Source organism: Tepidimonas sp. (assembly GCF_029335975.1).
GTDB lineage: Bacteria > Pseudomonadota > Gammaproteobacteria > Burkholderiales > Burkholderiaceae_C > Tepidimonas.
The window spans coordinates 1-11,858 of record NZ_JARJMT020000120.1 but is presented as its reverse complement, the minus strand read 5'-3'; the positions used below and the strand labels follow the sequence as shown (position 1 = coordinate 11,858).

General features: G+C 65.3%; 11 protein-coding genes. 7 read left to right on the top strand and 4 right to left on the bottom strand.

Going from position 1 to position 11,858, the window contains the following annotated elements:
* The coding region (locus P3W97_RS06655; RefSeq protein WP_300844994.1) for a methyl-accepting chemotaxis protein at window positions 1-1,322 on the bottom strand (1,322 nt) is incomplete at its 3' end.
* Between the two features lie 197 nt (window positions 1,323-1,519).
* Between P3W97_RS06655 and P3W97_RS06650 the strand changes: the two genes are divergently transcribed.
* Both P3W97_RS06650 and P3W97_RS06645 read left to right on the top strand, forming a co-directional pair.
* Window positions 1,520-2,425 (top strand): dienelactone hydrolase family protein, encoded by a 906-nt coding sequence (locus P3W97_RS06650; protein ID WP_300844992.1) that lies wholly within the window; start codon window positions 1,520-1,522, stop codon window positions 2,423-2,425.
* 7 nt (window positions 2,426-2,432) lie between these two features.
* A complete protein-coding gene (locus P3W97_RS06645) occupies window positions 2,433-3,227 on the top strand; it encodes an EAL domain-containing protein (RefSeq protein ID WP_300844990.1) in 795 nt (264 codons plus the stop codon).
* 36 nt (window positions 3,228-3,263) lie between these two features.
* Here the strand turns inward: P3W97_RS06645 and P3W97_RS06640 are convergent, their stop codons facing one another.
* Genes P3W97_RS06640 through P3W97_RS06630 form a run of 3 tightly spaced genes read right to left on the bottom strand, consistent with a single transcriptional unit; the run spans window position 3,264 to window position 6,218 of the window.
* The gene (locus P3W97_RS06640) at window positions 3,264-4,142 is read right to left on the bottom strand and encodes a sulfurtransferase (RefSeq protein WP_300844989.1); all 879 of its coding nucleotides are present in this window, start codon (window positions 4,140-4,142) and stop codon (window positions 3,264-3,266) included.
* A complete protein-coding gene (locus P3W97_RS06635; RefSeq protein WP_300844998.1) occupies window positions 4,139-5,032 on the bottom strand; it encodes a DMT family transporter in 894 nt (297 codons plus the stop codon). Before P3W97_RS06635 ends, P3W97_RS06640 begins: the two co-directional genes overlap by 4 nt.
* A 22-nt stretch (window positions 5,033-5,054) precedes the next feature.
* Window positions 5,055-6,218, bottom strand: coding sequence for an aromatic ring-hydroxylating dioxygenase subunit alpha (locus tag P3W97_RS06630; RefSeq protein ID WP_300844987.1), 1,164 nt, complete (start codon window positions 6,216-6,218; stop codon window positions 5,055-5,057).
* A 282-nt stretch (window positions 6,219-6,500) separates the two neighbouring features.
* Between P3W97_RS06630 and xseB the strand changes: the two genes are divergently transcribed.
* From xseB to P3W97_RS06605, 5 genes are all read left to right on the top strand, one after another.
* Complete coding sequence (gene xseB / locus P3W97_RS06625) at window positions 6,501-6,767, top strand: exodeoxyribonuclease VII small subunit (RefSeq protein ID WP_300844996.1); 267 nt, start codon at window positions 6,501-6,503, stop codon at window positions 6,765-6,767.
* Complete coding sequence (locus P3W97_RS06620) at window positions 6,764-7,696, top strand: polyprenyl synthetase family protein (RefSeq protein ID WP_300844985.1); 933 nt, start codon at window positions 6,764-6,766, stop codon at window positions 7,694-7,696. Before xseB ends, P3W97_RS06620 begins: the two co-directional genes overlap by 4 nt.
* A 22-nt stretch (window positions 7,697-7,718) precedes the next feature.
* Entirely contained in the window at window positions 7,719-9,623 is a 1,905-nt protein-coding gene (dxs, locus tag P3W97_RS06615) for a 1-deoxy-D-xylulose-5-phosphate synthase (RefSeq protein ID WP_300844983.1), read from the top strand.
* Between the two features lie 217 nt (window positions 9,624-9,840).
* Window positions 9,841-10,920, top strand: a complete 1,080-nt coding sequence (locus tag P3W97_RS06610; protein WP_300844980.1) for a TRAP transporter substrate-binding protein — start codon at window positions 9,841-9,843, stop codon at window positions 10,918-10,920.
* 156 nt (window positions 10,921-11,076) lie between these two features.
* Window positions 11,077-11,688 carry a TRAP transporter small permease subunit gene (locus P3W97_RS06605; protein WP_300844978.1) on the top strand — a complete coding sequence of 204 codons (612 nt, stop codon included), beginning with the start codon at window positions 11,077-11,079 and terminating at the stop codon, window positions 11,686-11,688.
* Window positions 11,689-11,858: the final 170 nt, after the last annotated feature.

The window sequence follows — 11,858 nt, the reverse complement described above, 5'->3', positions numbered from 1 at the left end:
TCTTTGCCGGTGCCCACCTTGGTCACCGAATCGCTGATCAAGGCCTTGATCTCGCGTGCGGCCTCGGCACTTCGGCTGGCCAGATTGCGCACTTCTGAGGCCACCACAGCGAAACCGCGTCCTGCCTCGCCGGCGCGGGCCGCTTCCACCGCCGCGTTGAGGGCCAAAATATTGGTCTGAAAAGCGATGCCATCGATGACACCGATGATGTTGGCGATGCGCTGCGACGACTCATTGATGTCGTTCATCGTCTGGACCACCTGGCGCACTACGTCCCCGCCGCGCTCGGCGATGGCGGATGCTTTTTCGGCCATCTCATCTGCCTGCCGTGCATTCGAGGCATTTTGATGCACGGTGCTGTTGAGCTGCTCGGTGGCCGATGCGGTCTGCTCCAGCGAGCTGGCCTGCTGCTCGGTGCGCTGTGACAAATCCAGCGTGCCGCTGGCGACTTGACTGGCGGCGCTGGCAATACTGCTTGCCGCCGAAACCACGCCGCCGATCAGTTCGTGCAGACCCTGACGCATGCGTTCCAGCTGGCGCAGCAAGTGCGCGATCTCGTCCTCGCCCGAGGCCGTGATGGGGCGCGAAAGATCACCGGCAGCGATGGCCGTTGCGGTGTCGTCGGCGCTGCGAAAGCCCTCCGACATGCGTCGTTGAGTGGCCACCATGAGGACCGTCATGGGCAGCACGCCCAGCAACAGCGCTCCGATCACCAAAGCCAAATTGAGCTGATAGCGCTGCTCGGCGGCATTTGCCCGTTCGTCGGCGCGACGAAGTTGCAGCTCGCGCAGCTTTTGCATCGCTGTCTCGAACGCGGCGCCTTCGGTGCGCCCGGCTACCAAAAACGCCTGCATGATCTCGGTGTCGAATCGTTCGGCTCGAACCGCCTGCAGCGCTTGATCGCGCTTGACCTGCCAAGCCTTGCGGGCCCGCATCAGCTCCTGAAAAAGCCGCTGCTCTTCGTCGTCCATCTGCGGCAGCAACGACTCGATAGCTTGGAGTGCCTGGTTGTTCGAGTCACGCTGCTGGTCGATCACATCCAAATGCATGGTCGTCGGATGATCGTGCAGCACCCGAGTCGGGCTGTCCGGCGCATGCTGGAATGCCAGCAGCACATGCAGCCGGTTGTCGTCATAGTTGCGCAGCAGCGTAGAGAGCGCTTCGCTAATGGCCATGCGGTGGGCATGCACCTTGCGCAGGCTGGACTTGGCGGCGCACGGCCCCCACAGCCCAGTACTGACCACGATGGCCAGCACGACCAAGTAGCCGGCGATGACGGCGAAAACCCGCTGGGTCAGGCGCATACGGTTGAACAAAGCCATTCATGGGCAGGCAGACAAGTCGGCTGCGGACCGTTGTCGAAGGTATCCGGAAAACCTGATGGGAAGCGCGGGCAATTACCCTGCGGCGGCCTTTGTCAGCCAGGCCGTACCATGATCGGTAGGTAAGCCGCAACACAGCCGCACGCGATGCGGTGAAGGTCAAGGTTTTATGCAGCCTCTGTCTTAGGAGCCAAACCATGCCCGTCACCGACGCCCCAGACCATGAACGTGATCTTGATGCCCTGCTCGACGCGCGCCCCGGCGCGGGCGTGGCGCGACGAGCGGTCTTACGCGGCGCACTGGGTATCGGTTACGCTGCTGCCGCGGCCCCCATCGTTGCGTCGACCGCCATCAAGACGCCAGCCGACGGGCTTGTCGCCGGGGAGGTGCAAGTGCCGGTGGCCGGCGAGCTCATTCCCGTCTACCGTGCAGCGCCTGCCGGGCGTACAGGTCTGCCCGTGGTCATGGTGCTGTCCGAGATTTTCGGCGTTCATGACTACATTGCCGATACGGCCCGGCGCTTGGCGCGCGCTGGTTATCTGGCGTTGGCGCCCGAATTGTTCGTGCGCCAGGGCGACCCGCAAAGCTATGGCGAGATGGCGCGATTGATGGTCGAAGTCATCTCTCGGGTGCCCGATGCCCAGGTCGCCCAAGATCTGGATGCATGCTTGGACTGGGCGGGCGCCCACGGGGGCGATGTGTCGAGGATGGCGGTGACCGGCTTTTGCTGGGGCGGGCGCCAGACGTGGCTGTATGCCGCGCACAGCCCCCGTCTCAAGGCGGCCGTAGCTTGGTACGGGCGCCTCGAAGGCGAGCGCACGCCTTTGCAACCCCACCATCCCATCGACCGGGGAGCGGAGCTGAAAGCGCCCGTGCTCGGGCTCTACGGCGGGGCCGACACAGGCATCCCCTTGGCTTCGGTCGAGCGCATGAAAGCTGTTTTGGCGCAGGGCAGTCCAGCGGCGCGCGCCAGCCAGTTCGTCGTCTATCCGGACGCGCCGCACGCCTTCCACGCCGACTACCGCGCGAGCTACCGCCAGGCGGCCGCCGAAGACGCCTGGAGGCGCTGCCTCGATTGGTTGTCCAGGCATGGTGTCGTATGATCCACGCATGCAAGCGCCCACTTTCCTCCAGCGATTTTTTGAAGGGGCCCCGGCAGGCATTGTCGGGTGTTTGCGCTGTCGGGGGTCGCGCGATTACGCAGGCGAGCTGCGCATGGCCTTTCAGCCCATCGTCGATGTCGAGCGCCGCGAGGTGTTTGCTTACGAGGCTTTGGTTCGGGGGGCAGACGGTGCCTCAGCCGGCCAAGTTTTATCCAGCATCACCCCAGAGCAGTTGTATGGATTCGACCAGACCTGCCGTGTGTTGGCGATCGATACGGCCCAGCGGCTGGGCATGCAAGCACGCTTGTCGATCAACTTTTTGCCCAACGCGGTCTATGAGCCCGCCACGTGCATCCGCTTGACGCTCGCCGCAGCCAACAAGGTTGGCTTTCCGCCCGAACGGTTGATTTTCGAGATGACCGAGGCGGAGCAAATCCGCGACCCCCAACACGCCCTGTCGATCGTTCGCGACTACCAAAAGCGTGGATTTCTGACCGCGATCGACGATTTCGGGGCGGGCTATTCGGGGCTCAATTTGCTGGCCGACTATCAGCCACAGCTGGTGAAGCTGGACATGGCGTTGGTGCGCGACATTGAACGAAACCGCGCGCGGCAAGCCAGTGTCGGTGGCGTGCTGGGTACCTGTACGGCCTTGGGCGTACAGGTCATCGCCGAGGGGGTGGAGACCCGCGCCGAATACGAGCAGCTGCGCCGCATGGGGGTGTCGCTTTTTCAGGGCTATTTGTTCGCTCGTCCGGCGATCGAGGCAATCCCCGATCCGGATTGGTCGGCGCTGGGATGAGGGGACAGTCGGCTCTCGCTGTCGCCCCCGCGCGTTTCAAGACGAACGGGCGCAGGGCAGCCCCGGCGTTCGGCACCACTGACTCCATCCCCCGGCAAACAGTGGCGCCGTGCCCAGCCCCGCAATCGCCATGGCCAGCAGGTTCGGGATGGCACTGACCCCGCTGCCGCAGTGGTGCACCGCCGTGCTTGGATCGCGTCCCGCCAGCAAAGCCTCGAACTCTGTCCGCAGGCGGCCGGGTGATTTGTAACGACCGTCGGCGTTGAAGTTTTCGGTGAACGGCCGGTTCAACGCCCCCGGGATGTGGCCCGCTATGGGGTCGAGCGGCTCCACCTCCCCGCGATAGCGCGGCGCAGCGCGACCATCGATCAGCGTCTGCCCTGGCGTGCCGAGGGCTGCTGCCACCTCGTCGGCGCGGCGCAGGGTCACCAGGGCCACGCCGAGGGAAAAATCCCCGGCCGTTGCGGGGGCGGTGTCGTCGGTTTCGACGGCCCCGCCTGCTGCCGCCCAGGCCGCCCAGCCTCCATCCAGCACGGCGACCGGCGCATGCCCGCACCAGCGCAACATCCACCACAAGCGCCCGCAGACCATGCCGCCCTGGCGGTCGTAGACCACCACCGCCTCGTCCCGCTTCAGGCCCCAGGCGCGCAGACGCCGAGCAAACACCTCGCGCGCGGGTAGGGGGTGGCGCCCGCCGCTGGCGGCAGGTGCCTCGTCCTCGGCGCTGGCGCTCAGGTCGTCGTCCAGGTGCACATAGCGCGCCCCGGGGATGTGCCCGCTGCGGTACTGGGCGCGCCCCGCAGTCGGATTGGCCAGATCAAAGCTGCAATCGAACACCCGCATCGGGCAGCCGCGCGCCAGCCGCTCGCGCAGGGTGGGGGCATCGATGAGGGGGGAGGGCAGACCAGCGGTCATGCGTGCTCCTCGGCTGGCAACTTGGGGACGGCGCGTTCGCGAAGAAAAGTCGCTGCGACGCCGCTGGCGACGATCAGCGCCATGCCCAACCACCCCGTCAGCGGTAGGCGGTCGCCAAACACCGCCAAGCCGTACAGCGCGGCAAAGGCTATGCCAAAGTACTGCAGGTTGGCCACGACCAGCGTCGCTCCGCTGGCGTAGGCGCGCGTCATACACAACTGCCCCAGCACCGCCAGCAGCCCGATAGGTATGAGCCACAGGGCCTGGGGCGTGGCGAGCGGACTGGATCCGATGACGGCCGTGCCCGCAAAGCCAACCAGCGCGGCCCCCACCGAAAAATAAAACACGGTCCGGCTTTCGGGCTCGCCGGCGCGGGACAGGGCGGCGACTTGCAGATAAGCCAGCGCCGACGTCAGGCCGGACAGCAAGCCAGACAGGCCCCCGAGTGCCGCTGTCCCATCGAAGGTGGGCCGCAGCACCAGCGCCACACCGCCGAAGCCCACCAGCACGGTCAGGAACAGCGGTGTCTGATCCCGCAGCGGCTGATTGCCGCGCTGCAGCAGCAACGCGCCGCCAAGCAGGAAGGCCGCCACCCACACGCTGCTCATGTAGTTGAGCGTCATGGCGGTGGCCAGCGGCAATTGCGCGATGGCGAAGAACCAGGCCAGCAATGAGACGGTACCGACGAGGCTGCGCCACAGGTGCATCATCGGCACGCGGGTGGCCAGCGACACCCCGCGCAAGCGGGTCAGCCCCAGCAAGAAGAGCATGCCGATCAGGCCACGGTAGCCCACTATCTCGAAGCTGTGAAAGTGGCTGGATGCGAACTTGATGCATACCCCCATCGAGGCGAACAAGAACGCACCCGCGACCATCCACAGGGCCTGGATGGGGCGTTCACGGCGCGCAGGATTAGCCTGCAACGCGGCCAGCCGGCATGCCCATGCAGGCACGGTACCACTCGTGGAAGTGCTGCATGCCGTCTTCCATCGGGCTCTGGTAGGGGCCCACCTCGCTGGTGCCGCGCTGCAGCAACGCCTTGCGGCCAGCGTCCATGCGCTCGGCGATCTCGTCGTCCTCGATGGCCGTCTCCATATAGGCCGCGCGCTGCGCTTCCATGAACTCGGGCTCGAAGGCGGCGATCTCTTCCGGGTAGTAGAACTCCACCAGGTTGAGCGTCTTGTCTACGGCGATCGGGTGCAGGGTGGAGACCGTCAGCACATGCGGGTACCATTCGACCATGATGTGCGGATAGTAGGTCAGCCACACCGCGCCATGCTCGGGCAGGCGGCCCTCGCGGTGGCGCATCAACACCTCGTGCCAGCGCTGGTACACCGGGCTGCCAGCCTTGGCCGCCAAGTTTTGCACTCCCACGGTCTGCACCGAAAACGCCGGCGCAAACTGCCAGCGCAGGTCGTCGCAGGTGACGAAATTGCCCAAGCCCGGGTGAAACGGCACGACATGGTAATCCTCTAAGTAAACCTCGATGAAGGTCTTCCAGTTGTAATGGCACTCGTGCAGCTCGACGTGGCCAAGCACCATGCCGTCGAAGTTGAATACGTCAGCCACCTGCATCCCGCGCAGATCGCCAGCGATGTCGCGCCCGTTGTCTTCGAACAGCAGGCCGTTCCATTCGCGCAACGTCCAGCGCTGCAGATTCAGGCAAGGATCCTGGGCAAAGTGGGGGGCCCCGATCAGCGTGCCTGTGGGCAGGTTGTGGCCCAGGCCGCCGCTGTAGGTCCAGCGGTGCAGCGGACAGACGATATGCCCGCCGGCGTGCGCCTGCCCCTCGTGGTTGAGGTTGCCGCGGCCTTTGAGCATCACGGCCTGCCGGTGGCGGCAGACGTTGCTGATGAGCTCGACTCCGCGCTCGGTGCGCACCAGGGCGCGGCCTTCACCTTCCTGCGGGAGCGCGAAATAATCCCCGACGTTGGGAACCGCATTGACGTGCCCCACATAGCGGGGCCCGGACTGAAAGATCGTCTCCAGTTCGCGCTGGAACAGCGCCTCGTCGAAATACACGGACACCGGCAGTTGGCTTTTTGCCTGCTGCAATGGAAGACTCAAATCGGACATGATGATCCTGACCTCAGACTCCCCCCGATGACGGGGTGTACAAGCGCGACAGAAACGTGGGGACGATTCGGCGCAGGGTTGCGGAAACACACCTCCTTGTGGGGTGAAAGCACTGTCCCCCGCCAGTCCGGACATATCCAGACCGCGGGGGACGACAAATTTTACCCCCGCTCCTGTCGCGGGGCAAGCCACTACAATTCAAAAATGGATTGAGCTGGATCGAAAATGGCATGGCCTGTGCCATCACGCGCCACCACGCGCCACCACGCAATAGACCCGGATATGCCAAGTACCCCGTCCCCTCTCGCCGTTGCCGACCGTGCTGCGCCCCCCGAAGCCTTGCCTGAGACCTACGAGGCAGCGGTGCAGGAGCTCGAAGCCCTGCTGGCGCGGCTGGAGTCAGGGCAGATGCCGCTGGATGACCTGCTTGGCGCCTACCAACGTGCCTGCGCTCTGTTGGCGTATTGCCGCTCGCGCTTGGAGGCGGTCGAGCAGCAGATCCGCGTGGTGGATGGCCAGCAAACCCAGCCCTGGGAGCCCGACGCATGATGGATGTGGCGCTGCCGGCAGCGTCCGTGGCCGAGCTGGGGGAGTGGATGGCGCGGCGCCTGGAGCAGATAGAGGGGTTTTTGGACGCGCACCTGCCCGCCGATGCGCCCGCTGGGCTCGGCGAGGCCATGCGCTACGCCGTGTTGGACGGGGGCAAACGGCTGCGCCCCTTGCTGGCCCTGGCGGCCTGGGAGGCGGTCTGCGGCGATGCCGATCCGGCGGCAGATGCCCCCGTGTGGTCGGTCGCTGGGGCGGTCGAGCTTATTCACGCCTATTCGCTGGTGCACGATGACTTGCCCTGCATGGACGACGATGTCCTGCGGCGTGGCAAGCCGACGGTCCATGTTCGTTTCGGTGTGGCACAAGCCCTTCTGGCGGGCGATGCGCTGCAGGCGCTGGCCTTCGAGTGGTTGGTCGCGTCGCCCTGGGCGCAGGCCGATCCGGCGTTGGCTGTGGCGCTGACGCGGGAGCTGGCCGTGGCGTCGGGCGCGGCGCGCATGGCGGGCGGGCAGGCCATCGATCTGGCCGGGGGCGGACAGAGCCTGGACCAGCCGGCGCTGGAGGATATGCACCGCCGCAAGACGGGCGCGCTGTTGCTGGCCAGCGTGCGCATGGGCGCATTGGCGGCCGGGGCGCAAGGCGCTGCGCTGGCAGCGTTCGATCGCTATGGCCGCGCGCTCGGCTTGGCCTTCCAGGTGATCGACGACGTGCTCGATGCCACGGCCGACTCCGCCACGCTGGGCAAGACGGCGGGCAAGGATGCGGCCGCCGACAAACCCACATTTGTTTCACTGCTGGGCGCCGGGCCAGCGCGGACTTATGCGCAGACGCTGCTGGCGCAAGCCCTGCAGGCACTGCAAGACCTGCCGGCGCAACCGACGCAACGCCTGGCGGCGCTGGCGCGCTGGGTGGTACAGCGCCGGTATTGACGGTATCGACAGGGGGATAGCCATGAACGGATTGCTCTCGTCCATCGACTCACCGGCCGATTTGCGCCGGCTGACGCGCCCCCAATTGCGCCCGTTGGCCGATGAGCTGCGCGAGTTTCTGGTGCAAAGCGTGGCGCGCACCGGCGGGCACTTCAGCTCCAATCTGGGGACGGTGGAGCTGACGGTCGCGCTGCACTATGTGTTCGACACGCCGCACGACCGGCTGGTGTGGGATGTCGGCCACCAGACCTATCCGCACAAGATTCTGACTGGCCGGCGCGAGCGCATGCACACCCTGCGCCAGCTCGGCGGCATCAGCGGTTTTCCGGTGCGCAGCGAAAGCGAGTACGACGCCTTTGGCACCGCGCACTCGTCCACCAGCATCTCTGCCGCACTGGGCATGGCCCTGGCGGCCCAGGCCAAGGGGGAGCACCGGCGCGCGGTCGCAGTGATTGGAGATGGCGCCATGACGGCGGGCATGGCCTTCGAGGCGCTCAACAATGCGGGTGTCACCAAAGTGCCGCTGCTGGTCGTGCTCAACGACAACGACATGTCGATCAGCCCGCCAGTGGGCGCGCTCAACCGCTACCTGGCGCAGCTCATGAGCGGGCGGTTTTATGCGGCGGCACGCAGCGTCGGCCGGCAGGTGCTCAGTGTGGCGCCGCCGCTGCTGGAGTTTGCGCGTCGCTTCGAGGAGCATGCCAAGGGCATGGTCATGCCCGCGACGCTGTTCGAGAAATTCGGTTTCAATTACATCGGCCCCATCGACGGGCACGACCTCGAATCGCTGGTGCCCACCCTGGAGAATATTCGTCGCCTGCTTGACGACGGTGCGGGTCCGCAGTTCCTGCACGTGGTCACCAAAAAAGGACAGGGCTACAAGCTGGCCGAAGCCGATCCGATCGCCTACCACGGCCCGGGCAAGTTCGACCCGAAGATCGGTATCGTGCCCCCAGCCCAGGCGCCCAAGCCCACCTTCAGCGCGGTGTTCGGCCAGTGGCTGTGCGACATGGCTGAGCGTGACAAACGGCTCATCGGCATCACGCCCGCGATGCGCGAGGGCTCGGGCATGGTGGAATTCCACCGGCGTTTTCCGGACCGTTACTACGACGTCGGTATCGCCGAGCAGCATGCGGTGACGTTTGCGGCCGGACTCGCGTGTGAGGGCCTCAAGCCCGTGGTGGCGATTTATTCCACCTTTTTGCAGCGCGCGTACGATCAAGCCATTCATGACGTGGCGCTGCAGAACTTGCCGGTGGTGTTTGCGCTCGATCGCGCGGGTATCGTCGGCGCCGACGGTCCGACCCACTGCGGGGCCTATGACATTGCGTTTCTGCGCTGCATTCCCAATGTCGCCATCGCCTGCCCGTCAGACGAGGCCGAGTGCTACCAGCTGCTGACCACGGCCTATGAGCAATCGCATCCGGTGGCGGTGCGCTACCCGCGTGGCGCGGGCATCGGCGCGGCCCTGCCGCGCGAGCCCCAGGCGCTGCCCTACGGCCGCGGCGAGGTGCGTCGGCGGGGCCGTGGGGTGGCCATCCTGGCCTTCGGCACCCTGTTGCACCCGGCGCTGCAGGCCGCCGAGGCGCTGGGTGCGACGGTGGCCAACATGCGCTGGGCCAAACCTTTGGACCGCGATCTGGTGCTGGAGCTGGCGCGCGACCACGACGCGCTCGTCACCGTGGAGGAAGGCGCCATCGCCGGCGGTGCCGGGGCCGCGGTGATGGAGTTGCTTGCCGCCGAAGGTGTGGTGCGACCGGTGTTGCCGCTGGGGCTGCCGGATCGTTTCATCGAGCACGGCGACCCCGCCTTACTGTTGGCGCGGCTGGGACTGGATGCAAGCGGAATCGAGCGCAGCGTGCGCGATCGCTTGGGCCAGTATTTGGTGTCGCCCCCGGTGCTTGAGGTGGTGTATCCTGTCGCCTGAGCGGCGCCGACGGCGCGGGCATGTGGCATGAGATGATTTGCATGAGACGATTTGTTCGATGCTTGAAATAAATTCAAGAGCCCCGGGGAAAGCCTCTTGCTCAGGGTAAACACGCGCGCTGCGGCTGGCAACCGTCCCCTATAGTCGCGGCCGCAGCGTCGTCGGCCCCCCTCGGGCCGGAGGCGATCTTCAATTCAACGTCAAGGAGTTTTCCGACATGGATCGTCGTTCCTTAATCAAGCACGCCGGTGTGGCCGGTGTCCTGGCGGCTGCAGCCGCGCCCGCGGTGCATGCCCAGCCCACGATTCGCTGGCGCTTGACCTCCAGCTTCCCCAAGTCGCTCGATACCATCCACGGTGCGGCCGAGGTGTTTGCTAAAACCGTCAACGCGATGTCGGGCGGCAAGTTTCAGGTCACGGTGCATGCCCCGGGCGAGTTGGTGCCGGCCCTTGGCGTCGTCGATGCGGTGCAACAGGGCACGGTCGAGGCTGGTCACACCGCGCCGTACTACTTCTTCGGCAAGGACGATACCTTCGCCATTGGTACCGCCATTCCGTTCGGCATGAACAGCCGCCAGCTCACTGCCTGGTTCTACGACGGCAACGGCATGAAGCTGATGCGCGAGTTCTACGACCAGTACAACATCGTCAACTTCCCTGGCGGCAACACCGGTGCGCAGATGGGGGGGTGGTACCGCAAGGAGATCAAGGGCCCGGCTGACATCAAGGGCCTGAAAATGCGCATCGGCGGCTTTGCTGGCAAAGTGCTGACACGCATGGGCGCGGTGCCCCAAAACATCCCGGGTGGTGAGACCTACCAGGCGCTGGAAAAGGGCACGATCGATGCCACGGAGTGGGTCGGACCTTACGACGACGAGAAGCTGGGCTTCTACAAGGTGGCCAAGAACTACTACTACCCAGGGTGGTGGGAAGGTGGCGCCCAGCTCGATTTCTACATCAACAAGAAAGCCTACAACGATTTGCCAGCCGACTACAAGGCGATGGTGGAGGCTGCAGCCAGCCATGCGCATGTGACGATGCAGGCGATGTACGACGCACGCAACCCCGCAGCGCTCAAGCGCCTGGTGGCCAACGGCACCAAGGTGTTGGCCCTGCCCAAGAATGTGATAGATGAGGCCTTCAAGCAGGCCATGGCCCTGTACGACGAGCTAAGCGCCAGCAACCCCAGCTGGAAGAAAGTCTACAGCGACTATCGCAACTTCCAGCGCGAAGCCAACCTGTGGTTCCGCTTCACCGAGGCGCGCTTCGACAGCTATATGCAAAGCGCAAAACTCTGAGTCCGCTGACACGCACCGGGCCGGCTGACAAGCTTGGCCCGAAGCGATGCGCAACCCCGCGCGAGCGGGGTTTTCCATTCTGTGGCGCAGGCCATCTGTGTGCAAGGATCGGCTAGACTGCACATGGCGCGCGGACGCTGTGTCGGAGTGTTCACCATGACGTTGTTGTTGCGATTGACCCGGGCCATCGATGCCCTGAATCGAGCCGTGGGCTGGTTGGCCATGTGGATGATCCTGGGCGCCACCCTCATCAGCGCCGGCAATGCGATCGTGCGCCGTGTCTTCAGTACCAGCTCCAACGCTTGGCTGGAGGTGCAGTGGTACCTGTTCGCCGCCGTCTTCATGTTGGGCGGCGGTTACGCTTTCCTGCGCAATGCGCATGTTCGCATCGACTTCATCTCCAGCAAGCTTGGTGCGCGCGCGCGCAACTGGATCGATGTGCTGGGCATCGTCATCTTTGTCTTGCCGCTGTGTGTGATGATGGTCAAGCTCGGCTGGCCGCTGTTCGAGCGGGCCTGGGTCAGCGGCGAGGTGTCCTCCAACGCCGGCGGGTTGGTGCGTTGGCCGGTCTACCTGCTGATTCCGGCAGGCTTCACGCTGCTTGCGCTGCAAAGCGTCAGCGAGCTCATCAAGCGCGTCGCATTTCTCATTGGGGCCGGGCCGGATCCGCTGGACCACACGGGGCCGAGCGAAACCGAACTGCTGGCCAAGGAGATCGCCGCGGCCGAGGCCGAGCGCGCTGCCCGTGGCGGCGCCCCCAAGTCCTGATGTCCCCCGGCGGAGTGTGACGCAATGATGGTTTTTTTGCACGACAACTTCGTGCCGGTGATGTTCGCCGGCCTGCTGGTCTTTCTGCTGACTGGCTTTCCGGTGGCGTTCTCGCTGGCGGCCACCGGTCTGTTTTTTGGCTTCATCGGCATGGAGATCGGGCTGTTCCC

Excerpts from the sequence above, each read along its gene's own strand:
- P3W97_RS06650 (WP_300844992.1), top strand. The coding sequence starts at position 1,520 with ATGCCCGTCACCGACGCCCCAGACCATGAACGTGATCTTGATGCCCTG.
- P3W97_RS06645 (WP_300844990.1), top strand. The coding sequence starts at position 2,433 with ATGCAAGCGCCCACTTTCCTCCAGCGATTTTTTGAAGGGGCCCCGGCA.
- P3W97_RS06640 (WP_300844989.1), bottom strand. The coding sequence starts at position 4,142 with ATGACCGCTGGTCTGCCCTCCCCCCTCATCGATGCCCCCACCCTGCGC.
- P3W97_RS06630 (WP_300844987.1), bottom strand. The coding sequence starts at position 6,218 with ATGTCCGATTTGAGTCTTCCATTGCAGCAGGCAAAAAGCCAACTGCCG.
- xseB (WP_300844996.1), top strand. The coding sequence starts at position 6,501 with ATGCCAAGTACCCCGTCCCCTCTCGCCGTTGCCGACCGTGCTGCGCCC.
- P3W97_RS06620 (WP_300844985.1), top strand. The coding sequence starts at position 6,764 with ATGATGGATGTGGCGCTGCCGGCAGCGTCCGTGGCCGAGCTGGGGGAG.
- dxs (WP_300844983.1), top strand. The coding sequence starts at position 7,719 with ATGAACGGATTGCTCTCGTCCATCGACTCACCGGCCGATTTGCGCCGG.
- P3W97_RS06610 (WP_300844980.1), top strand. The coding sequence starts at position 9,841 with ATGGATCGTCGTTCCTTAATCAAGCACGCCGGTGTGGCCGGTGTCCTG.
- P3W97_RS06605 (WP_300844978.1), top strand. The coding sequence starts at position 11,077 with ATGACGTTGTTGTTGCGATTGACCCGGGCCATCGATGCCCTGAATCGA.